21 protein-coding genes and 3 tRNA genes are annotated in these 25212 nt (G+C 41.7%); 9 read left to right on the top strand and 15 right to left on the bottom strand.

The window, feature by feature from the left end:
* The first annotated feature begins 1 nt into the window (after position 1).
* Positions 2 to 1873, top strand: a complete 1872-nt coding sequence (recD, locus tag PSI17_RS03195; protein ID WP_273550583.1) for an exodeoxyribonuclease V subunit alpha — start codon at positions 2 to 4, stop codon at positions 1871 to 1873.
* 56 nt (positions 1874 to 1929) lie between these two features.
* Here recD and argA read toward each other — a convergent pair whose 3' ends face one another.
* Entirely contained in the window at positions 1930 to 3255 is a 1326-nt protein-coding gene (gene argA, locus PSI17_RS03190) for an amino-acid N-acetyltransferase (RefSeq protein ID WP_273550574.1), read from the bottom strand.
* 242 nt (positions 3256 to 3497) lie between these two features.
* Between argA and amiC the strand changes: the two genes are divergently transcribed.
* The gene (amiC, locus tag PSI17_RS03185) at positions 3498 to 4745 is read left to right on the top strand and encodes an N-acetylmuramoyl-L-alanine amidase AmiC (RefSeq protein ID WP_273550573.1); all 1248 of its coding nucleotides are present in this window, start codon (positions 3498 to 3500) and stop codon (positions 4743 to 4745) included.
* 157 nt (positions 4746 to 4902) lie between these two features.
* Here amiC and PSI17_RS03180 read toward each other — a convergent pair.
* The 3 genes from PSI17_RS03180 to PSI17_RS03170 all read right to left on the bottom strand — a co-directional run bounded on the left by PSI17_RS03180 (position 4903) and on the right by PSI17_RS03170 (position 5203).
* Positions 4903 to 4979: transfer RNA gene (locus tag PSI17_RS03180), tRNA-Met, on the bottom strand.
* 35 nt (positions 4980 to 5014) lie between these two features.
* Positions 5015 to 5091, bottom strand: a tRNA-Met gene (locus PSI17_RS03175).
* A gap of 35 nt (positions 5092 to 5126) precedes the next feature.
* Positions 5127 to 5203, bottom strand: a tRNA-Met gene (locus PSI17_RS03170).
* A 240-nt stretch (positions 5204 to 5443) separates the two neighbouring features.
* On the opposite strand from PSI17_RS03170, the gene mltA reads away from it, so the two are divergent.
* Positions 5444 to 6541 carry a murein transglycosylase A gene (gene mltA, locus PSI17_RS03165; RefSeq protein ID WP_273550572.1) on the top strand — a complete coding sequence of 366 codons (1098 nt, stop codon included), beginning with the start codon at positions 5444 to 5446 and terminating at the stop codon, positions 6539 to 6541.
* Positions 6542 to 6633: 92 nt separating this feature from the next.
* Positions 6634 to 7446, top strand: a complete 813-nt coding sequence (gene tcdA / locus PSI17_RS03160) for a tRNA cyclic N6-threonylcarbamoyladenosine(37) synthase TcdA (RefSeq protein WP_273550582.1) — start codon at positions 6634 to 6636, stop codon at positions 7444 to 7446.
* A gap of 7 nt (positions 7447 to 7453) precedes the next feature.
* Here the strand turns inward: tcdA and csdE are convergent, their stop codons facing one another.
* Positions 7454 to 7912 (bottom strand): cysteine desulfurase sulfur acceptor subunit CsdE, encoded by a 459-nt coding sequence (gene csdE, locus PSI17_RS03155; protein ID WP_273550571.1) that lies wholly within the window; start codon positions 7910 to 7912, stop codon positions 7454 to 7456.
* Positions 7913 to 7969: 57 nt separating this feature from the next.
* Positions 7970 to 9175, bottom strand: a complete 1206-nt coding sequence (gene csdA / locus PSI17_RS03150) for a cysteine desulfurase CsdA (protein WP_273550570.1) — start codon at positions 9173 to 9175, stop codon at positions 7970 to 7972.
* A gap of 420 nt (positions 9176 to 9595) precedes the next feature.
* Between csdA and PSI17_RS03145 the strand changes: the two genes are divergently transcribed.
* The 3 genes from PSI17_RS03145 to rlmM are packed head-to-tail and all read left to right on the top strand — an operon-like array spanning position 9596 to position 12042.
* Entirely contained in the window at positions 9596 to 10519 is a 924-nt protein-coding gene (locus tag PSI17_RS03145) for a transcriptional regulator GcvA (RefSeq protein ID WP_273550569.1), read from the top strand.
* Between the two features lie 37 nt (positions 10520 to 10556).
* On the top strand, positions 10557 to 10952 hold the full coding sequence (locus PSI17_RS03140; RefSeq protein WP_273550568.1) for a DUF423 domain-containing protein: 396 nt from the start codon (positions 10557 to 10559) through the stop codon (positions 10950 to 10952).
* Positions 10945 to 12042, top strand: a complete 1098-nt coding sequence (gene rlmM / locus PSI17_RS03135) for a 23S rRNA (cytidine(2498)-2'-O)-methyltransferase RlmM (protein ID WP_273550567.1) — start codon at positions 10945 to 10947, stop codon at positions 12040 to 12042. The genes PSI17_RS03140 and rlmM overlap by 8 nt, the downstream gene beginning before the upstream one ends.
* Before the next feature lie 90 nt (positions 12043 to 12132).
* Here rlmM and PSI17_RS03130 read toward each other — a convergent pair whose 3' ends face one another.
* The 9 genes from PSI17_RS03130 to PSI17_RS03090 all read right to left on the bottom strand — a co-directional run bounded on the left by PSI17_RS03130 (position 12133) and on the right by PSI17_RS03090 (position 22536).
* Positions 12133 to 12915 carry an acetoin reductase gene (locus PSI17_RS03130; RefSeq protein WP_273550566.1) on the bottom strand — a complete coding sequence of 261 codons (783 nt, stop codon included), beginning with the start codon at positions 12913 to 12915 and terminating at the stop codon, positions 12133 to 12135.
* 164 nt (positions 12916 to 13079) lie between these two features.
* Positions 13080 to 13814, bottom strand: coding sequence for an SDR family NAD(P)-dependent oxidoreductase (locus PSI17_RS03125; protein WP_273550565.1), 735 nt, complete (start codon positions 13812 to 13814; stop codon positions 13080 to 13082).
* Positions 13815 to 14095: 281 nt separating this feature from the next.
* Positions 14096 to 15613 carry an MFS transporter gene (locus tag PSI17_RS03120; RefSeq protein WP_273550564.1) on the bottom strand — a complete coding sequence of 506 codons (1518 nt, stop codon included), beginning with the start codon at positions 15611 to 15613 and terminating at the stop codon, positions 14096 to 14098.
* 15 nt (positions 15614 to 15628) lie between these two features.
* Positions 15629 to 16510, bottom strand: a complete 882-nt coding sequence (locus PSI17_RS03115; RefSeq protein WP_273550563.1) for a prephenate dehydrogenase dimerization domain-containing protein — start codon at positions 16508 to 16510, stop codon at positions 15629 to 15631.
* Positions 16507 to 18558: an aminodeoxychorismate synthase component I gene (pabB, locus tag PSI17_RS03110; protein WP_273550562.1), complete on the bottom strand. Its 2052-nt coding sequence runs from the start codon at positions 18556 to 18558 to the stop codon at positions 16507 to 16509. Before pabB ends, PSI17_RS03115 begins: the two co-directional genes overlap by 4 nt.
* 2 nt (positions 18559 to 18560) lie before the next feature.
* Positions 18561 to 18884, bottom strand: coding sequence for a chorismate mutase (locus PSI17_RS03105; RefSeq protein WP_273550561.1), 324 nt, complete (start codon positions 18882 to 18884; stop codon positions 18561 to 18563).
* 48 nt (positions 18885 to 18932) lie between these two features.
* Positions 18933 to 20207, bottom strand: coding sequence for an aminotransferase class I/II-fold pyridoxal phosphate-dependent enzyme (locus PSI17_RS03100; protein WP_273550560.1), 1275 nt, complete (start codon positions 20205 to 20207; stop codon positions 18933 to 18935).
* A 47-nt stretch (positions 20208 to 20254) separates the two neighbouring features.
* Positions 20255 to 21106, bottom strand: a complete 852-nt coding sequence (locus PSI17_RS03095) for a HemK/PrmC family methyltransferase (RefSeq protein WP_273550559.1) — start codon at positions 21104 to 21106, stop codon at positions 20255 to 20257.
* Positions 21103 to 22536: an NAD(P)/FAD-dependent oxidoreductase gene (locus tag PSI17_RS03090; protein ID WP_273550558.1), complete on the bottom strand. Its 1434-nt coding sequence runs from the start codon at positions 22534 to 22536 to the stop codon at positions 21103 to 21105. The genes PSI17_RS03095 and PSI17_RS03090 overlap by 4 nt, the downstream gene beginning before the upstream one ends.
* A 707-nt stretch (positions 22537 to 23243) precedes the next feature.
* Here PSI17_RS03090 and PSI17_RS03085 point away from each other — a divergent pair.
* Complete coding sequence (locus PSI17_RS03085) at positions 23244 to 24674, top strand: serralysin family metalloprotease (protein WP_273550557.1); 1431 nt, start codon at positions 23244 to 23246, stop codon at positions 24672 to 24674.
* Between the two features lie 175 nt (positions 24675 to 24849).
* Complete coding sequence (locus tag PSI17_RS03080) at positions 24850 to 25161, top strand: protease inhibitor Inh/omp19 family protein (RefSeq protein ID WP_273550556.1); 312 nt, start codon at positions 24850 to 24852, stop codon at positions 25159 to 25161.
* Positions 25162 to 25212: the final 51 nt, after the last annotated feature.

Here is a 25212-nt window from a genome sequence, read left to right as displayed (position 1 = left end):
CATGATGTCATTATTGCAACAAGCGGTGAGCCAGAAGTTGCTGCGTCCTTTGGATGTGCAGTTTGCTTATGCGATGGTCGAGGATGAAAACCCGCTGTTACTGTTGATTACGGCGCTGTTAAGTGCTGAATCAGGCGCGGGGCATGTCTGTTTGTCATTGGAACGGATTGCGCCGAAATATTTTTTTGATGGCCGGCAGCCTGAATTAGCGGCAGCACTTTGGTCTTTGGTCGGGGAACCCGATCAAGCGCAGATGCTGGCGGTTTTGCAGACATGTCCGGCGGTGAGCGCGGGGGAGTCTCCGGCACCGGTAATCCTGACTTATCAAGGTGAAACGGGTTACCGCCTCTATTTACAACGCATGTGGCAAAGTGAACGGCGGGTGGCGAATTTTTTTGCTGCTGTGGCGTTGACCGGGGATTTTGATGAGATCCAGCTACGTCGCATCTTGGACGATCTTTTTGGTGTCACTGTGGGTGAAGAAATCGATTGGCAGAAAGTGGCGGCGGCAGTGGCGGTCACCAGCCGTATTTCTGTGATCTCTGGCGGGCCGGGAACCGGAAAAACGACAACAGTGGCTAAGTTATTGGCTGCCCTGATTAAATTGCATGACGGGGAAAAATTAAGCATTCAACTGGCGGCACCAACAGGCAAAGCAGCGGCAAGATTGACTGAATCACTGAGGGAAGCGGTCAAGAAACTTGATCTGACGCCAGAACAGTGGTGCAGCATTCCGGAACAGGCGCAAACGCTCCATCGCTTACTGGGGGCACAACCTGATAGCCAGAAATTGCGTTACGGTCGTGATAATCCGCTATCCCTTGATATTTTGATCATCGATGAAGCCTCAATGGTAGATTTACCGATGATGGCTCACTTGATTGAGGCGTTGCCACCGCAGGCGAAAGTGATTTTCTTGGGGGATAAAGATCAGCTTGCCTCGGTTGAAGCCGGAGCGGTATTGGGGGATGTTTGTCGTTTCGCTGAACAGGGTTACAGCGCCAAACGTGCGGAACAACTGGGGCGATTGACCGGATGCCAGTTAACGGCTTATTCCACTTCCGGTGACAATGCGCCCGCCGTGCGGGATTGCCTGTGCCTGCTGCGTAAAAGTTATCGCTTCCATTCCGCGTCCGGTATTGGGCAATTGGCCTCGGCTGTGAATCAGGGGGATCGCGCGGGGGTCGCTGCGGTACTCAATCACTCTTTTCCTGATGTCACTTTTTATCCGCTTTCAGGGGATGAAGATTATCAACGCCTGTTGGCTGAAACCGCTGCGGGTTACTACCAATATTTGGCAATGGTCAATGAGCGGGCAACGGAAAAAGCCATTTTGGCAGAGTTTAACCGTTTCCGGTTGTTGTGCGCGTTAAGGGAAGGCCCGTTTGGTGTGACGGGGCTGAATCAGCGGGTGGAACAATTATTGCACAGGAAGGGCGTGATTACGCTGCCCAAAAACGTGGAGAGCCGGGGGTATGTCGGGCGTCCGGTGATGATACTGCGTAATGACAGTACGCTTGGACTGTTTAATGGCGATATCGGGATTATGCTCAGAAATCAGGACAATGAGCTGAAAGCCTATTTCCAGTTGTCTGATGGACAGATTAAAGGCTTCCAGCCAAGTCGGTTACCTCACCATGAGACGGCTTATGTGATGACGGTGCATAAATCTCAAGGGTCTGAATTTGAGCATACGGCTTTGGTATTACCGACTCAATACTCGCCGATAGTCAGTCGGGAATTGGTCTACACCGCACTGACGCGGGCGCGGGAAAAACTGACGATTTATGCTCATAAGCCTGTTTTGGATAAGGCTGTGGCGACAGCAACACAACGGCGAAGCGGGCTGGCCGAGTGGCTCAACCCGCAATAACAAGACCGAAATAACAAGGCCGCAATAACAAGGCGAAGTGGCTAAGGCTGATAAACCTATAAATTCAGCATTAAGATCTTGGAGCGGCGCTGGTAGTTATACAGCGCCTGTTTTTCCACGGGCAACATCTCTATTTCTGCTGGCTCAAAACCTTTCTCTTGAAACCAGTGAATACTGCGCGTCGTGAGCACGAAAAGTTTTTCCAGTCCACCCTGTTTGGCCTGACTGGAAATGGCATTGAGCAGTATTTCACCGCGGGAAGAGCTTCGATAGTCTGGGTGCACAGCAACGCAGGCCATTTCCCCGATTTTTTCATCAGGATAGGAATATAGCGCAGCACAGGCGATTGTGACGTTATCAAGCTCTATCAGGGTGAAGTTGTCAATTTCCATTTCCAGTTGTTCACGTGAACGGCGTACCAAAATGCCTTGTTGCTCCAATGGGCGAATAAGCGCCAGAATGCCACCGATATCATTGATATTGGCACGGCGTATCTGTTCGGAACGCTCCATCACGATTTGCGTACCGATGCCTTCACGGGAAAATAACTCTTGTACCAACGAGCCATTTTCTTGATAACTGATCAAATGGCTGCGGCGAACACCACGGCGGCAGGCTTTGATCGCTCCCCTTAAAAAACGCACGGTTCCTGAATGATAATCACCGGCGTTTTCCAATGCGTGCAGGTGAACTTCGCCTTCATTGGGAAACATCTCCGATAATGTATTGCCTTTAACGTCAAGAACACCTTGGGATGAACAAAATCCAATTAATTTTTCTGCTTTTAATTTGATCGCCAACTGCGTTGCAATTTCTTCGGCAGTGAGATTGAAACTTTCTCCTGTCACCGATACCGCAACTGGCCCAATCAGCACGATAGCACCATTAGCCAATTGTTGGTTGATCGCTTTCTCATCAATCCGGCGAACCCTGCCACTATGGTAATAATCAACGCCGTCATCGATTCCCAAAGGTTGGGCGATAACAAAGTTTCCGCTGACAACATTAATATTAGCGCCTTGTAATGGTGTATTGTTTAAGCTCATGGAAAGACGCGCCGTAATCTCCAGTTGTAATAAACCGGCTGCCTGTTTGACTAAATCCAGTGTCTTGGCATCGGTGACTCTGGTGTGCTTGTGGTAAACCGATGAATAGTGATGCTCGGCAATATTCTGTTCAATTTGTGGGCGTGCGCCATAAACGACAATTAAACGAATACCCAGATGATGCAGTAATCCAATATCGTTGACGATATCGGCGAAATTATCATGGGCGATGGCTTCACCGCCGAGCATAACGACAAAAGTTTTGCCCCGATGTGCATTGATATACGGAACCGAGTGACGGAAGACTTCAACCAATTCGGTACTGCGTTCTTTCATGAAACCCTCTCTGATTGAATATTTATTCGTATTTTTTGTATTTTTATTGTTTTTGAGGGGAAATGGCAAGGGGAAATATGGATAAAAATAACGTTATTACTTATATTGGTATAAATAACCAGAAGATCAAAAAATGCTTTTTTTGATGACAGATGTTCGCTAATTAATTAGAGTCTCCCCCCGCCGAACGATTATGTTTGGTAAAGATTACTGCGTTTAGTTGTTTTTAAATGGAATAACCGATGAGTCATTCAGACCATAATGCTTCACGTCGCTACCTGCTGAAAGGAGCAGCCGCTGTATTGTTGTTAAGTATCAGTCCGATAGGTTATGCAGCGACTGCAAAAGTCATTGCGGTGCGTATTTGGCCTGCATCAAGCTATACCAGAGTGACGCTGGAGTCTAATATTCCACTTAAGTATCGTCAGTTTTCGCTTACCAACCCTAATCGTATCGTCATTGATTTGCAGGGTATTCAGCTTAATAGCATTTTGAACAGTATGGGGACTCAGGTTCAGCGACGTGATCCCTATTTAAAACTGGTGCGGGCAGGGCAATTTAACCCTAAAACGGTGCGTTTAGTGTTTGAAATCAAACAGCCGGTCGCTCCGCATATTTTTACCCTGCCGCCAATTGCCAAGTTTAAACACCGCTTGGTACTCGATCTGTATCCCAAAAAGGCCGCTAATGCGGCTGATGATCCTTTACTGGCTCTGCTCGAAGAGTACAACAGAGGGGATCTGGAACAGAATTTGCCGGTGGAAACACGCAAACCGGGCAAGGCGGGCAAAGACCGGCCGATTGTGATTATGCTCGATCCCGGTCATGGCGGTGAAGATTCCGGGGCGATTGGGAAATATAAAACCCGTGAAAAAGATATAGTGTTGCAAATTGCCCGTCGTTTACAGGCGCTTATCAAGCGTGAACCGGGCATGAAAGTTTACATGACGCGTAATGAAGATGTGTTCATTCCTTTGACGGTGAGAGTGGCGAAAGCCCGTAAGATGCGGGCTGATCTCTTTGTGTCTATTCATGCCGATGCTTTTACAAATCGTTCTGCCAGAGGATCATCGGTGTTTGCACTTTCAACTAAGGGAGCGACCAGTAATTCCGCCCGTTTTCTTGCACAGACTCAGAACGAGGCTGACTTGATTGGTGGCGTTAGCAAAAGTGGTGATAAATATTTGGATCATACCATGTTGGATTTGGTTCAAACCGCGACGATCAATGATAGTCTGAAATTCGGTAGCGAAGTGCTCAAACGAATGGGCAAAATCAATAAACTGCATAAAAATAGCGTCGATCAGGCGGGATTTGCAGTTTTGAAAGCCCCCGATATCCCTTCCATTTTGGTAGAAACGGCATTTATCAGTAATCTGGAAGAAGAGCGCAAACTGAAAACCGCGAAATTCCAGCAACAAATGGCGGAATCTATTTTTGCCGGCATTAAGGCGTATTTCAAAAATGGGGCAGAATTGGCGCGGCGGTGAAATATCCGCCTTGAGTGATAAACAGGTTTTAAATAATACTGAAATGCGAATTTTAAAATAAGCGGGAATGAGGTTATAAGATAAGCTGAAATCAGAGAATAGTCTGGGAGATAACAATCAGGCAGGAAATTGAAAGGCTAAGATAAGAAATTAAGATTGGTTGCGGGGGCCGGATTTGAACCGACGACCTTCGGGTTATGAGCCCGACGAGCTACCAGGCTGCTCCACCCCGCGTCCGTCTATCTGTAAATCTTGATTATCAATCGCATTGGTTGCGGGGGCCGGATTTGAACCGACGACCTTCGGGTTATGAGCCCGACGAGCTACCAGGCTGCTCCACCCCGCGTCCGTCTAACTGCGAATCTTGATAATCTATCGAACTGGTTGCGGGGGCCGGATTTGAACCGACGACCTTCGGGTTATGAGCCCGACGAGCTACCAGGCTGCTCCACCCCGCGTTCGATGTCGGCACACTATACTCTGGAACGAAGCAGTTGCAAGTTTTTTTATTGATATTTACTAAATTTATTTGTTTTTGATTTTAAAATGGCCAGATTGTTTTGTTTTTGCTCAATTGGCTTGGCTGAAACGGTAAGCTATTTTTTTCTAACCATTTTCTTTAACTACATTTTATTATTTATGCGTGTTTGGTATTGTTCGTGCTCCGAATAAGTGATAGCGAGAGATAAGGCATTAGTATGAGAGTTTGGGGTAAATATCTTTTAGTTGGATGTGTCATTTCGTTATTGGCGGGATGTCATCTTCGACCCACTGATCAGGCACAGCAGTATAAGGATGGGCGCATTACCCAAAACCTCCAATTGGTGAATACCCCTAATGCCGAAGGTTCGCCGGTGAATGCCAAGGATTTTGTCACTCAGGTTAACTATATCAGCAAATCCTCGCCCCGCCTTTATAGCAATAACCGTGAACTGTTTGATGCGATTGAGAGCTGGATGCTGTCCGGGGGGGATACCCGTGATTTAAATGGGTTCGGTTTGCAGGCCTATCAGATGGAAGGTGAAGATAACTATGGCAATGTGAAGTTTACCGGTTATTACACGCCGGTTTTGCAGGCACGGCATATCAGGCAAGGTGAGTTTAAATATCCACTGTATCGTATGCCGGCTTCCTCACGTTCCCGTTTGCCAAGCCGTGCCGCGATATACCGGGGCGCCCTGAACCAGAAATTTATTATCGGATACAGTAATTCTTTGATGGATAATTTCATGATGGAAGTTCAGGGGAGCGGCTATGTCGATTTTGGCGATGGGCGCCCACTGACCTTTTTTGGTTATGGGGGAAAAAATGGCCATCCCTACCGCAGCATTGGCAAGGTGCTGATCGACCGTGACGAAGTGCCGAGCGGGAAAATGTCCATGAAAGCGATCCGCCAGTGGGGGGAACAGCACAGTGAAGCCAAAGTGAAAGAGTTGCTGGAACAGAATCCTTCATTTGTTTTCTTTAAACCTGAACCCCACACCCTCGTCAGGGGAGCCAGTGCAGTACCTCTGGTGGCAAAAGCATCGGTCGCGTCTGACAAATCCTTGATCCCGCCCGGAACCGCGTTGCTGGCGGAAGTCCCTGTGCTGAATGAGCTGGGTAAATTTACCGGCCAGTACCGGATGCGCCTGATGGTAGCACTGGATGTCGGTGGCGCGATTAAAGGGCATCATTTCGATATTTATCACGGTGTTGGTGAGAGAGCGGGGGAAATGGCGGGGTTTTATAATCACTATGGCCGGGTTTGGGTATTGAAGAGAGCCTCATCTGGTTTTTTGGCGGCAAACCAGTAAGATCCCCTCCAGTTTAAACAATCAATCGATAACCTATCTCAATAGGGGTAGGTTTTATGCGGTATTTATTTTTATACGGGATTTATTTAGCCATGCAAGTTTCTCTCTCTGATGCTTATCTTCAGCGTTTCGCGGGTACGGCTCGATTATATGGTCAAAAAGCGCTTTCATTATTTGCCCGTTCACATGTTTGTGTTGTGGGCATTGGCGGCGTGGGTTCATGGGCAGCAGAAGCGCTGGCGCGTACTGGTATCGGGGCGATTACACTGATTGACATGGACGATGTTTGTATTACCAACACCAATCGCCAGTTGCATACCTTGGTACAGAATGTGGGCTTGCCAAAAACGGAAGTTATCGCAGGGCGGATACGCGCGATTAATCCTGAGTGCCGGGTCACCTGCATTGATGATTTCGTCACCCCGGATAATGTGGCGGAATTGATGTCCACAGATTTCAGTTATGTGATTGATGCCATTGATAGCGTGCGACCCAAGGCGGCGTTACTGGCCTATTGCCGTCGCTATAAAATCCCGGTTGTGACGACAGGCGGAGCCGGCGGGCAGCTTGATCCGACCCAGATTCAGGTGGTGGATTTGGCGAAAACGGTGCAAGATCCCTTAGCGGCGAAATTGAAAGAGCGTTTAAAATCAGATTACCGCGTGGTGAAAAACGGCAAGGGTAAATTGGGCATTGACTGTGTTTTTTCCACCGAACAGTTAGTTTATCCGCAATCTGACGGTACAGTTTGTGCGGCCAAAAGCACGGCAGAGGGATCTAAACGCATGGATTGCGCTTCGGGTTTTGGTGCCGCAACGATGGTTACGGCGACCTTTGGCTTTGTTGCTGTATCCCACGCATTGAAAAAGATGGTGGCAAAAGCGGAACGGGAAAATACGTTGTAAACGAACGTTAATGAACGTGGGTGCCAGCGATTTCCTGAACAGTATTGATCAGGGATTTCACCCCATTGAGCCTTGAGCCACTGAGTTGTTGTTCAAGGCCGAGTTGTCGGAATAGCCCGGTTAAAGGTGTTTGCAAAACCTGTTCTGGTGTTTTGCCTTCCACGGCAGTCAGCAGAATGGCCAATAATCCTTTGACAATCCGGCCTTCGCTATCACCATAAAAATGCAACCGGCCGTCTGCCAGCCGTTGATACCCCAGCCAGACACGGTTTTCACAGCCGGATCTTTCGATATTGGGTTGTCTTAGCTCATCCACCAACGGCGGCAGCTTTCTGGCCAGGCCGATTAGCTGCCGATAACGATCTTCCCACAATTTGCATTGCTGAAAATTTTCAATAAGTTGCTGCTCCGTGATTTCTGTTCCGAATGGATGCGGCGCAAGAAGAGTGTCTGAAAGTTGTGTCATGGGTTATTTATCTTGTTGGGTGTTTATCGTTTATTGATGGGGCTGTCATAAAGCATATCACTCCCCCAACAACGACAGCGCAAACGTGACGGCGCTGATCAATCTGTCCGCATCTTGCCGGTTATTGTAAGGCATAAACGAAGCGCGCAGGCAGCCGCTGATCCCAAGGGCGTCCAGCAAGGGTTGGGCGCAGTGTTGGCCGGCACGCAGGGCGATATTTTGCTCTGCAATCAGCGTGGCTAAGTCACTGTGGTGTAGGCCGGCGATATTGAAGGCCAGCAAGCTGGAACCCGCCGCACGGTAACTGGTAAAACCCGCCAGCTTGCTGAGTTGTCGCTCGGTGTAATCCGTCAGGGCAATCGCATGGGATTCGGCCAGTGGGATATCAAGGGTTTTCAGCCATTCCAGAGTTGCTGCAAAGCCGACCACACCGGCAACATTGGGGGTTCCAGCTTCAAAGCGATAAGGTACGGCTTCCGGCGTGAAACCGTCAAATGAGACATGAGTCAGCATCTTGCCGCCGCCATGCCACGGAGACATCGCATTCAGCCATTCACTTTTGCCATATAACACTCCCACGCCATTTGGCCCATACAGTTTATGGGCGGAGAAGGCGTAAAAATCGATATCCAGTTGTTGCACATTGACAGGCGCGTGCACGATACCTTGGGCACCATCGACCAGAACGCGGCAATCATATTGATGGGCCAGTGCCGTGACTTGCGCCAAATCCACTGCGGCACCCGTCACGTTGGACATTTGGCTGATGGCGACCAAGCGGCTTTTCTGGTTCAGCAGGTTTGCAAGGGTGTCGATTTCTGTCTGGCGTTGATTGCCAAGCGGCCATTTAACGATTTTAGCGCCGGTCTGTTCAGCCAGAATCAGCCACGGCAGCAGGTTAGCATGGTGTTCCTGCTCGCTGACAATGATTTCATCACCCACATTCAGGCGCGGACGAAAGTAACTTTGGGCGACCAGATTGATGGACTCCGTTGCCCCTTTCGTCCAGATGATATCTTCGGGCAATGGCGCATTGATCAATTCCGCCACCCGTGAACGGGCTTGCTCATAACGGGCGGTGATGGCCTGTGCTGTGGCATGTTGGCTGCGATGCACGGTTGCACTGTGGTTTTGGTAATAGTGTTCCGTTGCCTCAATCATACAGGCCGGCTTTAATGCCGTGGCCGCACTGTCCAGAAATGTGGTGGATTGTTGCAGGGCGGGAAATTGCCGGCGGAATTTTTCTGCGTCAAAGGCTTTCATAAACGGTGCTAATTTAATCGTTGTGTGATAAAGAATAAGTTTTTCTTTAACTATGTTCTTTAACTAAGAGGAGAGGAATTTTACAGGAGAAAGTCAGGAAAAAAAGCACCGCAACTGCGGTGCATGAAAAAAATCACTATGGACAGACAGGGTAAATGTACAGGAAGTGAAAAAAAACAGTAGCTTACGCTACAAAGTCTGGTTTCCCAGACAACTTGCAAACACAACATCACAACCACAAAGCCAAAAGTTTCAGTGTATAGTTACAAAGAGACTTTTCGTTCCGGCTTAGGAAGTGCGCACACTATAGGGATTTGCTGGTATATCATCAATGGACAAATTATAATGATTCGGATTACAAAAACTAATATCTGAATGAAAAGAGTTACCGGTATCGTCACTACTACATAAGAAACGAACATGTCTAAACGTTTACCTCCACTCAATGCGTTACGCGTTTTTGATGCCGCAGCCCGTCATTTAAGTTTTACTAAAGCGGCAGAAGAATTATTTGTGACTCAGGCCGCTGTGAGCCATCAAATGAAAAGTCTGGAAGATTTTCTGGGATTAAAACTTTTTCGTCGTCGTAACCGTTCGTTATTGTTAACGGAAGATGGGCAAAGTTACTATCTCGATATCAAGGAAATTTTTACCGCCATCAATGATGCGACCCGTAAACTTCAGGCGCGCAGTGCCAAGGGTGCGCTAACGGTCAGTTTATCCCCCAGTTTTGCTATTCAGTGGCTCGTGCCCCGGCTTTCTGGTTTTAACCAGAGTTTTCCGGGGATTGACGTTCGCATTCAGGCGGTGGATCGGGAAGAAGATAAACTGGCGGATGATGTCGATGTCGCGATTTTCTATGGACGGGGCAACTGGCCGGGGCTGCGGACGGATCGCCTTTATCCTGAATACCTGTTGCCGGTTTGTTCTCCTTCGCTGTTGACGGGCGATCGTCCCTTGAAAACGCCCGCTGATCTCGCCCGGCATACGTTGTTGCACGATTCATCCCGGCGGGATTGGCAAGCCTATATCCGCCAGCTTGATATGCAGCAGCAGATCAATGTGCAGCAGGGGCCGATATTCAGCCATAGTGCGATGGTGATCCAAGCGGCCGTGCACGGTCAAGGCGTTGCTCTGGCGAATAATGTCATGGCTCAGAATGAAATTGATGCCGGGCGGCTTGTCTGCCCGTTCAATGATGTTTTGGTCAGTAAGAACGCATTTTATTTGGTTTGTCACGATAATCAGGCAGAATTGGGCAAGATCGCCGCCTTCCGTAAATGGATACTGACTCAAGCGGCGACTGAGCAAGAAAGGTTAGGGTTTATCACCCAACACGCTTAGTGGCTATATCCGATAGCTGATAAACAGGAGCTGTGCGATGAGCAGTCGAACCATGCTTATTTGGGTTGGTATCAGTGGCTTTTTCTACGTGGCATTGGGCGCGATGGGGGCACATATGTTGGCACCTGTCCTGACACCACGTCAGATGGAATGGATACATACCGGCCTGCAATATCAAGGGCTGCATACCCTCGCCATGATGGCGCTGGCCGCTTTGTCGATGCGTCATCCCGTGGCGCCATTGGGTTGGAGTGGGATTTTTTTCGCCGCAGGGATCGTGCTGTTTAGTGGCAGTCTTTATTGTCTGGCCTTTTTACCACTAAAATTTCTGGTTTATTTGACGCCAATCGGTGGGTTCAGTTTTCTCATTGGTTGGTTATGTGTATTAATTGGCGCTCTGCGTCTAAGGAAATCGGCGCCTAGCCATGAATAAAGTTGTTTTATATTGCCGCCCGGGTTTTGAAAAAGAGTGTGCGGCAGAAATTACCGATAAAGCAGGTAAAAAAGAAGTTTACGGTTTTGCCCGTGTGAAAGAGAACAGTGGATATGTGCTGTTTGAGTGTTATCAGCCGGATGATGCGGATCGTCTGATCCGTGAAATTCCGTTCAGTGAATTGATTTTTGCCCGTCAAATGTTGTTGGTGGGCGAATTGCTGAAAAATTTGCCGCCGGAAGATCGCATTACACCGATTACCGGCATGTTGATGGGGGTCGTTGAACGGGCGGGTGAGCTGCGTGTGGAAGTGCCGGATACCAATGAAGGCAAGGAATTGATGAAATTTTGCCGTAAGTTTACGGTTCCGCTGCGTAATGCCATGCGGCAGGAAAAACTGTTGCTGGCGAAGGAAAATAATAGTCGCCCGGTGATCCATGTCTTTTTTATTGCGCCGGGTTGCTGCTACGTCGGGTATTCCTACAGCAACAATAACTCCCGTTTTTATATGGGTATCCCTCGCCTGAAATTCCCTTCAGATGCGCCAAGCCGTTCAACGCTGAAACTGGAAGAAGCCTTTCATGTCTTCATTCCTTATGACGAATGGGAAGAGCGTCTGGATAGTGGCCTTCATGCCGTGGATCTCGGGGCTTGTCCGGGCGGATGGACTTACCAGCTTGTGAAACGCAGTATGTTGGTTCATGCGGTAGACAACGGCCCGATGGCTGACAGCCTGATGGACACGGGGCAAGTAAAGCATTACCGTGTGGATGGCTTTAAATTTGAGCCACCCGTGAAAAACATCTACTGGGTGGTTTGTGACATGGTTGAAAAACCCGCCAAGGTTGCCCAACTGATGACGGATTGGCTGGTACAAAGCTGGTGTCGTGAGGCGATCTTCAATCTTAAGTTGCCGATGAAAAAGCGTTATGAGGAAGTGGCGCATATTTTGCAGAAAATAGAACGGCAATTGCAAGAAAATGGTGTGAATGCACAGATTCAGGCGAAACACCTCTACCACGATCGTGAAGAGATCACCGTGCACGTTCGTCGTATCTGGTCTTTGTATGCCACTGAGCGGGATTATTGAGTTAACCCTTTATTCTCCTTTATTGCTAAGAATTAAGAATGCTGCCGTGTTGGCAGCATTATTTTCAACTTAAAATCGTTCCTGCAAATTTTATCGATAAATAATACCACCATCAGTAATAATTGATTGACCTGTAATATAGTCAGAATCGTTACTAGAAAGAAAAGCGACTAACGCTGCAACATCATCTGGAGTTTGTACTCTTCCTAATGCAATCTCATCTATGAATTTTTTATATGTTGTGCCTTTTGGGACTCCTGTAATCTCTGAAAAACGCTCGTCAATCTCTATCCACATATCAGTTCCTACAATTCCTGGGCAATACGCATTTATAGTAATGCCAAAACTGGCGTATTCCTTAGCAGCAGTTTGAGTCAATGCCCTAACTGCAAATTTGGTCGCAGAATAGACGCCGAGCATGGCAAAACCATCATAAGCAGCAATAGATGCTGCATTAATTATTTTCCCTTTATTATTAAGTTTCTTAAATTGCTCGGCAGCAGCTTGAATACCCCAAATGACACCACCAATATTAACATCTAATATTTTATTTAAATCTTCGGGTAGTACATCTGCTATTTTTTTTACTTGAGATATTCCCGCATTATTAATCATTACATCAAGGCCACCTAATTTATCAGCTGTATATTCAACAGCCTTATATACTTCATTTCTTTGACTAATATCAGAAACTATAATTTCTGATTTACAACCTAATTTATCAACTTCTTCTTTGACTTTTTTTAGTTCATCCATATTTAGGTCAACAAGAGAAAGGTGGCATCCTTCTCTGGCTAATCTTAATGCAATGCCTCGGCCGATACCACGAGCTGCTCCCGTAATTAAAACTATCTTTCCTTTCAAATTATTCATATATACCCCAGATTGTTTTTACAATAAAATTTAGTGTTTTCCATTGTTTATCAATGGGTTTAAGTGTCTTAAAAATCATATATAATAATTTATAAGCACTTGTTGTGAAAGTATAGTATTTATTATGTCATCATGGTTACTCTGAAACATAGATATTTCAATAATTACTGAATGCTTACTCCACCATCGACTGCAATAGTTTGTCCAGTAATATATTCTGCTTCATTTGATGCTAGAAAACAAACTGTGTAACCAACATCTTCAGGCGTTCCCAATTTGCATGTTGGTATTTCATTTCTAAACTGTTTTAAATAATCTTTACCGAATTCTTGCAATCCTTCTGTCAATATATAACCAGGCATAATGGCATTAATGGTTATGTTTTTTTCTGCGTATTCGAGAGCTGCACTTCTCATAAATCCCAATTGTCCTGCTTTACTAGCACCATAATGACTGGAACCTGAAATACCCAGTTTTTCTCCCGTAATTGATGAAGTAATAATGATTCTTCCATTATTTTGTTTTTCCATGACGTTTAGGGCTGCTTGCACTAAAAAAAATGTTCCTTTAAGATTTATGTTTAGGACATAGTCCCAATCTTCAACAGTCATTTTTTTTATATGATGCTGTGGAAAAATTCCTGCATTTGAACACAAGATATCTAGTCGATTATATTTTTTTACAATATGGTTGACAGCGTTTTTGCACGCAATTTGATCCGATACATCAAGAGGAATAAAATCAACTCCAAGCTCTTCTGCTACTTTTTGGCCGTTGATACTATTAGTTCCAGAAATAATAGGAATGGCACCTGATTTTTTTAATACTTTTGCGATTCCTTTCCCTATGCCTTTTGTTCCTCCTGAAATAAAGGCTATTTTTCCTGTTAAATTAAACATAATAGTCCCCTTTGGAATATTATTGTGGTTTTAATGAGTTTTAAAAAGTTTTTTAAAGGTATTTATTGGTACTGATGGATATCTTTTGTGTAAATAAAGTTATTGGTCATAATGAATATCTTTAGTATAAATAAAATTCAAATATCTTTAAAGTGGAAAGCTTAGGTAAAATTAAAGACTAATTTACATTGGCGATAGAGCTTTCATAAAGCAGCATTAAATTATTTAATTTAATGCTGCTTTTAAACTGCCACAACAATGTTGTTGTTTTTTCTACATATTTATTTTACCTTAGATGCTCTAAGTAGATGCCAGGAAATAAAAACTACTATTATAGTTAATATTGACGTTAACCAACTGGTTGTATTAATAGCGTTTGTAAAAGAATATGAGGCTGATTCAATTAATTGGCTCCCTTGGCTTTCTGTTAGTGAATCTGCGACCACATAAGCTCCAGCTAAAGTTTCTAAAGCTAATCCTGTTTGTTCTATCGAAACGCCATCTGGCAAAGTCAAATTTAGACGATAAAAAGCAGTGATTAATCCCCCTAAAATTGTTGTACCAAGAACTACACCAACCTCATAAGCCGTTTCACTGATTGCCGATGCTGCTCCGGTTTTGGAAGAAGGTACAGATGAAAGAACTAAGTCATTAGAAACAGAAGCGATTGCACCTACGCCTATGTTCAATAAAGCAAAAGCGATAACTATTGAAGTTAAATAAGTACCTATACAGGCAATTAAGAAAAATGCAGAACCAGCGAGTGCCAACAAAACTGGGACTAGCCAATATGTAGGGACTCTTTGTGCAACAGGAACAATTAAAATTCCAACAAAAATTGCAATAATTTGACCGGGAACTAGAGCAAGACTGGCAGATATTGGTTTCATATCAAGCACAATTTGTAAAAATTGAGTAGCAAAAAATACAAAGCCAATTAGCAAACCTAAACTGAGTAAATTAACTATGATTGAACCAGTAAATACTCCATTACTAAACAGAGAGATATCCATCAAAGGAGTTAATAGTTTTTTTTGTCGACGGACAAAAAGAACTCCAGCAATAAAACCAATGAGAAATTCTAAGACTACACTGATTTCGAATCCATTACTAGCTAACTGCTTAATGGCATATACAATTCCAGTCATTGCTATTATTGATAATAAAATGCTATAGATGTCGATAGTTCCCGTATTATTTTTATCAGATTCAGGTAATAGAATAGCACCAAAAATTAGTAAAGGTATTAATACAGGTACTGCTAATAAGAAAATAGAATTCCAATCAAAATATTGTAACAAAACACCGCCCACAACAGGACCAAGAGCAGAACCGACAGTTAATGTTGTTGCCCAAATTGCGACAGCTAAACGACGTTGTTCACGATTTTTAAAAAGAGAACTGATTAATGCTAAAGTTGATGGCATCAACATTGCACCGAAAAAACCAAGCGCAGCTCTTCCGATAATCAATTGCTCTGGGGATGTGGACAGTGCTGTTAAAACTGAAACAATTGTGAATCCCAATGAACCAAATAATAATAAAAAACGGTGGCCAATACGATCACCAATGCTCCCCATAGAAACTAAAAGTCCTGCTAATACCAATGCATAAGCGTCAATTATCCACAGTTGTTGGTTCGCACTTGGTTCCAGTGCACTTGCTATTTTAGGCAAAGCAAAACCCAAAATAGTGTTGTCTACAGTTACTAATAAAACAGGTAGCATTAATATTAATAGTCCTAGCCAATTACGAAGTCCCGCTTGATCATTGGTTTTGGTAGTGCCATTAAATGACATCTCTTTCACTCCTTCTTACTTATCTTCATTTAAACTTTGAAAAATGTGTTGACAATCAGTATAGCTAGTATAGAGCCATCCCCCTAATTTTAGTTTAATTTCATCTAAGGAATGATTAAATCCCGCCTTATCTCCAGACTGGATCATTGAATCTAACAAAGATAATTCATTTAATGTATCTTTACGAATTTCCACAGCCATATAATTTTCATGTTGAATATCCCAATAAATTTCCTTTGGATTAGTCAATAGCCTTGACAATAAAGCTAACATTGTACGCATCGGAGGTGGAGAAATATTATATAACACATTTATATCAATTGAATTTGCTTTTAATGCTAAACCAAATGCTAATATCAGTGCATGGGGTAACACTTGACATAGTGCCATAACTTTATCGTGCTCTCTTGGTAGCATTTTAGTAATATGCATTTGGGACTTTGTCAATACTAATTCAATCCAGTCATGTCCATTATGTCTATTTTCTACAATTAAAATTACGGAACGATTCTTCTCCTGTAGGGAAGGAGAAAACATAGGGTTAATACCAACAAAAGGTTGTTGAGGAGAAATGTTTTTTAATGAAGAGTAAAACGGTTCTTGAACAGAGCAAGTTGACACTATCAATACATCGTTGTCGATAGCTGATAAAACCCATGGTAATGCTTTAATTGCAACTGTTTCAGGTAAAGAAAATATTATTGCATCTACTCCATTGAATATTTCATCAACATTTGAATTAGGGTCTAATAAGTCTATTTGGGAATAAGATACATAATTTCCTGAAAGCTGCCTATCTATTCCATGTACAGTATGACCAGAAGTAGAAAGAATACGTCCCAAAAAAGAACCTATAGCACCGTTACTACCTAGAATGACTATCTTAAGGTTATTCACATATTCTCCTTAATATCATTAAAACAAAAGTGTGGCACACTAGCTTTAACCAATGTTTCTTCGAATTCTTCATAAGGATCAGAATCAGCGACAATAGCGCCACCTATACCAAATTCTGCACATTTATCGCGTAATATTGCTGTACGTATAATAATACTTAGTTCTACTTCACCGCTAAAAGAAAACCATCCAAGAGCTCCGGAATAAACTCCTCTAGCTGAAGATTCTAAAAAATCAATAATTTCCATTGTACGCTTCTTCGGTGCTCCAGTCATTGAGCCTCCGGGAAAGCATGCACGAACAGCTTCCATTACAGGAATATTATCTTTCAATTGACCACGTATTGTTGAAACTAGTTGATGGACAGAAGAGAAACTTTCAATTTTGAATAGTTCAGGAACATGTACACTTCCCGGAGTACATACCTGATTGAGATCATGACGTACAAGGTCAACAATCATTAAATTTTCAGCTCTATCTTTTTTAGAATTATTCAAATTATCCCATAGTAATTGATCTTCCTCTTTTGTTTTTCCTCTTGCTCTTGTCCCTTTTATAGGTCTAGATTCAATATTTCTAGCAGAATCAATAGATAAAAATGTTTCTGGAGAAGCACTTAGTATATAAAAGTCATCACATGATAAATATGCACCATAAGGAACAGGGCTTATACGACGCATTTTTTTATAAGCATCAAAAGGTGGATAGGTATAAACCATTTTTGCTCTATTAGTTAAGCATACTTCATAAGATTCTCCATCTTTAATATACTGAAGTGTTTTTTCTATTTTATTTATATATTTTACTCTAGAGTCTTTAAGGTCTATTTTATTGTATTCTACAGGCCCAGGGGAAAAGTTTGGAATATCTTTATTTATTTCTTTATTATGTATAGGGATGTTTTTTGTTGGCCATTTTGGAAAGTCTCCATTAGGTAGCAAAATACACTCGTAAATTTTCTCTGTAAAATGATCAAAAACAAAAAAATGGGGATTGAATATCAATAAAGAATCTGGATATTCTGATTTGTGTTTTTTTTCTCCTATTGTTAGTGATTTTAGTTCATATCCCAGATAGCCAATAAAACCTCCTTTGAATCCAAAAGGAAGTTCTTCAGGTGAAGATATTTCAATTTTTTCTAATAAAATAGATAATTGCGAAAAAAAATCACCTTGAATACAGCTTTCACCATCTGGGCCAATCATATTTAATGTTTCTGTTTGAACGTCGTAACGTATAATAATGGATTGCGAAGAATCATTACCACCCATTATTGAAAATCGAGATTTTAGATTATCAGATTTTTCACTGTCAAGCCAAAAAGAGTAATTTTCACCACTATAATTGTGCATAAAAAATAGCTCAGGATCTATTTTTATTTCATATTCACGGGCATTTAAAGTATAATGAGTTTTACCTCCTGTCAGTAAATAACAGTCAATTACTGAACGAGGTTCTTTTTTCTTTTTTTCATTATATTTTTTGGCTATTTCAATAAAGTTTTCCAGTATTTCATGTCCATATTCAGAATAAATGGATTCAGGGTGAAATTGTACTCCAAAAATAGGTTTTGTTTTGTGTTCCACTGCCATGACTAAACCATCATCAGTCCAAGCTGAACATTTTAAATCATCTGGCAAATTATTGCATATTAAAGAGTGGTACCTGACAACTTCAAAGCGTTTAGGTAAGTTGTAAAACAAACCATCTTTTGTATGATTTATTCTGTCGCGATAGCCATGCACTGGTTTAGGTGCATGGTTTACAGAACCACCAAAGGATAAAACAATGCCTTGATGACCAAGACAAATACCCAACAAAGGAATATTAGAATTTTGAATTACTTTAGAGCAAACTCCAAAATCATTAAATACAGATGGATGACCAGGGCCTGGTGAAATAACTATTGCATCATAATTATTTATAAATAACTCGTCATATGATACAGAATTGGCCACTACAACGGGTTCCACGCCAGTAACTTCGTATAAGTATTGAGCAATATTTTGTGTAAAAGAGTCGTAATTATCAATAAGTAGTATTTTCATCTTTATTTATCTTTATTGTTTAAGAAGTTTTCTATCAAGATACTTTCTTGATAACATGTTTCATTAATAATTAAATTAAATATTGATTTTGTATATTCTTCTCTTAATTTGAATTCTTGAGACCTTTCTTTTAATAGTTTCATTAATGAATTTATGCGTTGAGGTTGCATCATTGGAATATTTTTTTCTGCTTTTATTTCCGCTATTTTCATGCAGACACTCATACGCTCAGAAAGAAGAGTAAGAATTTTAACATTAATAATGTCTAATGAGTCCCTATATGGTTGTAATATATTTTGATGGTTTATCTTTGTTAACTGATTCATGGGTATTAGCATTCCTTTTTATATGGGTTTACTTTTAAATCAGGTTTTTTAAACTTGTGGAATAATTTCTTCTGGTTTCAGCCAACTTAATCCTTTATCTTTTATTTCAGTCAGAGATTCGGATAGTTGTATTATTTCGATTTCTTTATGTTCACAAGAGAAGGCGAATCGAAGCATGGCTTTACCTTCAGATATAAATGGATAAAACACTGGAAATAATAATATACCCTTGTTATGTAGTATACGTGCAGCTTCAAAACCATCTGCTTCATTTTCAAACATAGCGCCACGAATTGGGGATATAGCACCAGCATTCATTAGACTGTTTTGGCTTAATGAGTCAAATAACTTAATGTTTTTCCATAATTTTTTTTGTCTGGTTTGTATTTCAGTTGTAAGATGAATTTTTGCTGAAGCAACATTAGCCGCTAGCATAGGAACCATAATTGAATGACCAAAAACTAAAGTATTTGCTAACGTAGTGATCACTTCAACGTCTTTTGTATCTTTAACTACGACAAAACCACCAGAGCCTCCAAAAGCTTTGGATAATGAGCTTGCAATTATAAGATTCTCTGGTAATTGATGATCTAAGGACGAGAAACAATAACCTGAACCATGATTTCCAACTATAGAAATACCATGAGCATCATCTACGTATACATACCCTCCAGCAGCTGATAACTTATTAGATAGTTCTGCTACCGGAAGTACTCCTGTCATAGAACCAATCCCATCAATCAATAGAATAGGAGTGCGATTGTTTCTTTTACAGTCCTGTAAAGCTTGTTGTATAGATTCTTCATCACTACTATCAATTCTTGATACTAATCCAAATTGTTCAAGGATGCCGCGTAAAATCTGCATAGAAGCATGTGCTGTTTTGTCTATTAACCAATGTACAGGGCGAGTAATAGCATAACTTGGTAAAGAACCACTTCCTAATAATGGTAGTACACCAAGATGAACATTACTGGTAGATGTAAAAACAACAACTGAATTCCCTCTGTAAATCTCTGATAACAATTCTTCTAATTGTTGTAGATATTGTGGGCACATAGCTCCACGAGATGATGATAGATGAATTCCAGTTTTGTTCATTGCTTGTTTAGCTGCTTCTATTAAAGCGGGGTGGTTTTCTAAACCTAAATAAGAGCACGAAACAAATTCGGTAAAAGTTTTACCTTTATCTGTCGTGATTTTTTTGTCAATACGCTCCGTTACTGTGAAACCAGTTAAATCTTCTTTAATAGCTTGACTCAAAATGCTGGTTGTACGTGATTTACGTATTGTCATCCAATCTTGTTCATTTCTCTGATTCATTTTTGTTACCCCTATAATTTGTTATTTACTAAATTAATTACTGAAGATTAAAAATCATTTATACCAATAGTAATAACTGAAAGACCAGTTGTATCTGAAGAATCATTATCAATAATCGTTCTAACTTGGGAAAAACCTTCTTTTAAAAATAGATTGCCGACGGCATTTTGTTGATTTTCTTGATGTTCAATAACCAGCCATCCACTTGCTTTAAGAGATTGCTTGGATTGAATTATGATCGAACGAATTAAATCCAGGCCATCATCTCCAGAATATACTGAAACATAAGGATGATGTTTCTCCCATTCTGGTAATATTGAGTGTTTTTCTGGTATGTATGGCGGATTAGCTACAATTAATGAGACTGATTTTTTAAATTTATCAAGTGATTGAAGATCACGTAAATCAGTTTGAAATGCTTGGGCCTTTATAGATAAATTAGATAATCTATTGATATTTCTTACCAAATATTGAAAGGCCACTGTATCGTACTCTACGCAAACAACATTTAAATCTGGACGACGTTTAGCGATTGATAAACCAATTGCGCCGCATCCTGAACATAAATCTAAAACAGTTGAACCAGAAGGAATGTTACTCTCTTTGTTAATCCATTTATGAATAAGTTGACTATGAGTACGAGGAATAAATACTCCAGAGCCAACAACTAAAGGTAATCCATCAAAATTTACAGAGTTAACAATATGCCCAAGCGGTATGCGATTACAGCGTTCATAAACTGCAAGCATAAATTCATTATAAGCTTGTTCTTTATTACTTCTTTCCAAATAACGATCGATCAAACATTCAAGATCTGATTCGACATCCCAAATACCAGCTTCCGATAAAAGTTTCCTGGCATTATCAATGAAAACTTGATATTCATGAGAAAAATTCATGACCACACTCCATAATAAGTATGCAATTTCTGACGCATTGATTCATAAAGGTAAGAAAATGCAACTAATTCTGGTGGAGGAGTAAAATGAGGATGGAGAGATTCAATCAAAGCCTGATAGTTTTCATTTAGTCCCTTATCCAGCAATGGTAGCCAATAGGGTTTGATATCCCAACGATATTCATATCCTGTAGCAAACATTTGTTGAACAGTTTCTTTAACTATTAATTCACGAGGTAGGCCAACTAATGGTGGGCGGATAGGGTTAAAATCATCAAGGTTAATTTGCGAGTTTTCCACTCCAGTTAAAGAATTAGCAATATAATTCGCTAATAAAGGGGATTGGTGTAATCCATCGCGATATGTTCCAGTGACAAGCCATATATTAGTATCATCACATGGTCCTATTAATGGAAAACCATCGGCAGGAATGGGCCTATTGCCGACTTGAATTGAAAGAATTTCAGCATCATAAAGATTAATATCTAACTGTTCTAATGCACAATCTAGTAAAAATTGGACATCAGAAATTAAGGCATGTTTACGTGGTTTTTCTGCCAAGATATTGGTTGCACCAAGATATAAAGTTCTTTCCCCGCGTGGTACACAGTGTAGACCACATGCAAATGCCCTATTAGGGGTACGGATAACCGACGTTGGCAACTTTTTGCCTTCAGGAACCCTGACTAAAATTGATACGCCATAACCTGCAAATATTGGCGGAATTTTTTTGGAAATTTCAGGTAAATTATATAGAAGTTCTAATGAGTTTACTCCAGCTGCGACTATAACCTTGTTTGCCTGTAAGCATTCTCCACTCAATAACTTAACGCCTACAGCCTTACCATTTTCAGCTAACACACATTGAGCATTTTCTTCTATAATTATCCCACCTTCTTCAATAAATGCTGCGTCCAGCTTTTTAAGTAATAAATCAGAATTTACAGCATGCTCATCAGGAATATATAAGGCACGAAGTGGACGGACTAGATCATTAGGATTGAGCCATTGAATTTCTCGTGGGTCAATTGTTGAATAAGGGACTGAATAGTGGATAAGCGATTGCTCAATAGCATCATAATTGAGGCTATCAACTTCTTTCATTCCAGCAGTATTAAGGATTATATGAGTTCCTTCTGCTGTGAATAATGGTTTGTCATTACCGGAGGAATCAGATAGCCTTTTTTCCCATGTTGGCCAAAGCTTTTTAGCAATACAGTCCATATCTAACTTCAACTTTCCGTGTCGACTGGCCAATAAACCTTGTGTGATCTCACCAAAGCAACCATTCATGGCTCCTGCTGCTTGAGAGGCAGAATGACTTCTATCTGTATTGCCGATTCTACAAACAGAAAATCCTCTATTTGCTAACTCATAGGATATGGAACTACCTATTGCTCCTGAACCAATAACAATAAAATCGTATTTCATCATTCATTTCCTATTTATTCAATAATGGTTTAAATTAAATGATTAAGTAAAGAATGTAGTTATTAATTTTATTTTTTGTAAAAATAGGTCAGGAAGGGAAGTTAACGATAAATTACACTGGTGTCAATCCTTTTCTTAAAATGTATTTTATTGTGGGATATTGGTTTTGTTATTGTTTTTATTGAAACTAAAACATAGTGGTAATGATTTTTTTTCATTTATTGCAATGATGATTTTTTACATTAATGAATGTAGTGTTTTTTAAAGTGGATGGTTATGTTTTTTATTTGTCGTTTAATATATTTAAATAATAATTTTCACCCATAATAACCATATTAAAAATGTGAGATATCGACCTGACTATCAGACTGAGTTATACCCTGAGTAAAAAAAACTAAAGAGATCATGCTTTCTTAAGATCAATTTCCAGCAGATAAAAACAACATTATTTAGTAATAAATAATGTTGTTTCTTTATTATCAAAAAATTTTTAATGAGAAATGAATAATTAATTACATAAATTAAATTTGTTCAATATGTATTCTAAAAAGATATATGAATTATTTTTACACAGACCCTAACTAACGCTATTTTATTCTGGAGTTTTACTTCTAAGAGCGCCCTAGAAAGAATTTAAAACTCTTACTCCCGTTATTTTAAAAATTTCGGATTTTAGGATACTTATCTTGTTGTTACAGGAGATTGACATGGCCTCAAAGAAAAAATATACCTATTCGGGGTTATCTGATTCCCATTCTGTTCAGGATGTTAACTCACTGCTCAATGCCTACGTGCCAAATTCTGATCCCGGTGTTCGGGTGGCACATAAGGTATTAGCCGATGAAGCGCCTGATGAGCTTTTGCGTGGAAATTATCACTGGGCCAATAAATACGTTAAATCCGGCACATTGGAATTATCGTATAACTTCCTGAAATCGGCGCCAGCGATCATGCCATTATTGAAGATTGCTGATTTCAGTGCTTTTAATGAAGATCAAAAAGAAGCCGCGAAACTTTCTTTACAATCTTGGTCTGATGTTGCCAATATTAAATTTACCGAAGTGAGCAGCCCTAATAAGGCCAATATCACGTTTGGTTTCTTTGATTATAGCGCCACCAAGGATTACGCATTTGCAACGCTGCCACAGGGTCAGAGAACGGCTTATAGTTGGTATAATGCAACCAGCCATACTTTTGTGGACAATGACATTGATGTGAATGGTTATGCCCGCCAGACGTTCACGCATGAAATTGGTCATGCCTTGGGGCTGGAACATCCTGCCGATTATGACGCTTCTGATAAAATACGTCCGAGCTATATCAGGTCAGCGGAATATTTCGAAGATTCCCGTGCTCATACCGTCATGAGTTATTTCAGCGAAAAAAACACGGGTCAGGATTTCAAAGCAAATTATTCATCGGCACCGTTGCTGAATGATATTTCCGCCATTCAGGATCTGTATGGCGAGAATATGGAAACCCGGGCGGGTGATACCGTATATGGTTTCAATTCCAATACAGATCGCGATTTTATGACCGCCACTGATGCGGACAGCAAACTCGTCTTCAGTGTCTGGGATGCCGGTGGTGAAGATACCTTTGATTTCTCTGGCTTTACCCAAAATCAGCGTATCAACCTGAATGAAGCCGCTTTCTCCGATGTCGGCGGTTTGAAAGGCAACGTTTCTATCGGCCGTGGTGTCGTGATTGAAAACGCTATCGGCGGCAGCGGTGACGATATTCTGGTCGGTAACAGCGCAGACAACATCCTGAAAGGCGGTGCCGGCGATGACGTCATTTATGGCGGTCTGGGCGGTGATCATCTGTGGGGCGGTGAAGGAAACGATACGTTTGTTTACTTGGACGGCAAAGAATCACTGAAAGACAATCCAGACTGGATCCACGATTTTATCTCTGGTGAAGACAAGATTGACCTGTCTGAGTTCAATTTCGGCGGTACTGGTGATATCAAATTTGTCGATTCGTTCTCAGGTAAGGCCGGCGAAGTGCTGTTCACTTATGATGAAGCAAATGATGTCACCGATTTGGAAATTAGTCTGGGTGGTGATCTGGCCGGCAATGATTTTCTGGTGAAAGTTATCGGTCAGCCGTTGACTGAAGCCGATTTCATCGTCTAATTGAGGTTATCACGTTAAGAGAATATTGCCGTATGCCACTCAGGGTACGGCAATATTGTGGAAATAAAAGATGATGGAACCCTTGCTTTGTGGTTGTCGGTTTTATCGCGTGAAATCGTTTTTATCTACCCTGATCTTACCGATAATTTTCTCTCTCTTTTTTATAGGAGGATGTATGGCGAGTAGTTTGAGACTTCCCCCCGCTGGCGAGTTGAAAGGGTTATGGCAACTCTCCGATGGGAATAAGCAGTGCCGTATTGAATTGACGGATACCCGTTTAACCGAAGGTTCAATGTGGGCGGTAAAAGGCGATGCCTGTGTGGCTGAGTTGATTGGGCAGCCGGTTGAAGGGTGGTATCCGTCGCCTGATGGCATCACATTGACCGATCATGATGGCAACAGCCTGGCCTTTTTCAGTCATGAAGCTGAACAGTGGATCGCTTATTTTGTTGACGGTCGGGAACTGGCCATGACGCGCAATGGCTAATTCAGTGGTTCATCGTGGCTCATATAGATAACGCATTTATTTTGCTTCCGT

The sequence above is a fragment of the Xenorhabdus sp. IM139775 genome (genome assembly GCF_028598745.1).
Taxonomy (GTDB): Bacteria; Pseudomonadota; Gammaproteobacteria; order Enterobacterales; family Enterobacteriaceae; genus Xenorhabdus.
Note: the sequence above shows the minus strand (reverse complement) of the source record. Positions and strands in the feature narration are given on the sequence as shown.

Excerpts from the sequence above, each read along its gene's own strand:
- PSI17_RS03120 (WP_273550564.1), bottom strand. The coding sequence starts at position 15,613 with ATGTCATTTAATGGCACTACCAAAACCAATGATCAAGCGGGACTTCGT.
- tcdA (WP_273550582.1), top strand. The coding sequence starts at position 6,634 with ATGCAAGTTTCTCTCTCTGATGCTTATCTTCAGCGTTTCGCGGGTACG.
- PSI17_RS03130 (WP_273550566.1), bottom strand. The coding sequence starts at position 12,915 with ATGAATAATTTGAAAGGAAAGATAGTTTTAATTACGGGAGCAGCTCGT.
- PSI17_RS03145 (WP_273550569.1), top strand. The coding sequence starts at position 9,596 with ATGTCTAAACGTTTACCTCCACTCAATGCGTTACGCGTTTTTGATGCC.
- PSI17_RS03100 (WP_273550560.1), bottom strand. The coding sequence starts at position 20,207 with ATGAATCAGAGAAATGAACAAGATTGGATGACAATACGTAAATCACGT.
- recD (WP_273550583.1), top strand. The coding sequence starts at position 2 with ATGATGTCATTATTGCAACAAGCGGTGAGCCAGAAGTTGCTGCGTCCT.
- PSI17_RS03090 (WP_273550558.1), bottom strand. The coding sequence starts at position 22,536 with ATGAAATACGATTTTATTGTTATTGGTTCAGGAGCAATAGGTAGTTCC.
- PSI17_RS03140 (WP_273550568.1), top strand. The coding sequence starts at position 10,557 with ATGAGCAGTCGAACCATGCTTATTTGGGTTGGTATCAGTGGCTTTTTC.
- PSI17_RS03080 (WP_273550556.1), top strand. The coding sequence starts at position 24,850 with ATGGCGAGTAGTTTGAGACTTCCCCCCGCTGGCGAGTTGAAAGGGTTA.
- PSI17_RS03095 (WP_273550559.1), bottom strand. The coding sequence starts at position 21,106 with ATGAATTTTTCTCATGAATATCAAGTTTTCATTGATAATGCCAGGAAA.
- PSI17_RS03125 (WP_273550565.1), bottom strand. The coding sequence starts at position 13,814 with ATGTTTAATTTAACAGGAAAAATAGCCTTTATTTCAGGAGGAACAAAA.
- csdE (WP_273550571.1), bottom strand. The coding sequence starts at position 7,912 with ATGACACAACTTTCAGACACTCTTCTTGCGCCGCATCCATTCGGAACA.
- PSI17_RS03105 (WP_273550561.1), bottom strand. The coding sequence starts at position 18,884 with ATGAATCAGTTAACAAAGATAAACCATCAAAATATATTACAACCATAT.
- csdA (WP_273550570.1), bottom strand. The coding sequence starts at position 9,175 with ATGAAAGCCTTTGACGCAGAAAAATTCCGCCGGCAATTTCCCGCCCTG.
- mltA (WP_273550572.1), top strand. The coding sequence starts at position 5,444 with ATGAGAGTTTGGGGTAAATATCTTTTAGTTGGATGTGTCATTTCGTTA.
- rlmM (WP_273550567.1), top strand. The coding sequence starts at position 10,945 with ATGAATAAAGTTGTTTTATATTGCCGCCCGGGTTTTGAAAAAGAGTGT.
- argA (WP_273550574.1), bottom strand. The coding sequence starts at position 3,255 with ATGAAAGAACGCAGTACCGAATTGGTTGAAGTCTTCCGTCACTCGGTT.
- amiC (WP_273550573.1), top strand. The coding sequence starts at position 3,498 with ATGAGTCATTCAGACCATAATGCTTCACGTCGCTACCTGCTGAAAGGA.
- pabB (WP_273550562.1), bottom strand. The coding sequence starts at position 18,558 with ATGAAAATACTACTTATTGATAATTACGACTCTTTTACACAAAATATT.
- PSI17_RS03085 (WP_273550557.1), top strand. The coding sequence starts at position 23,244 with ATGGCCTCAAAGAAAAAATATACCTATTCGGGGTTATCTGATTCCCAT.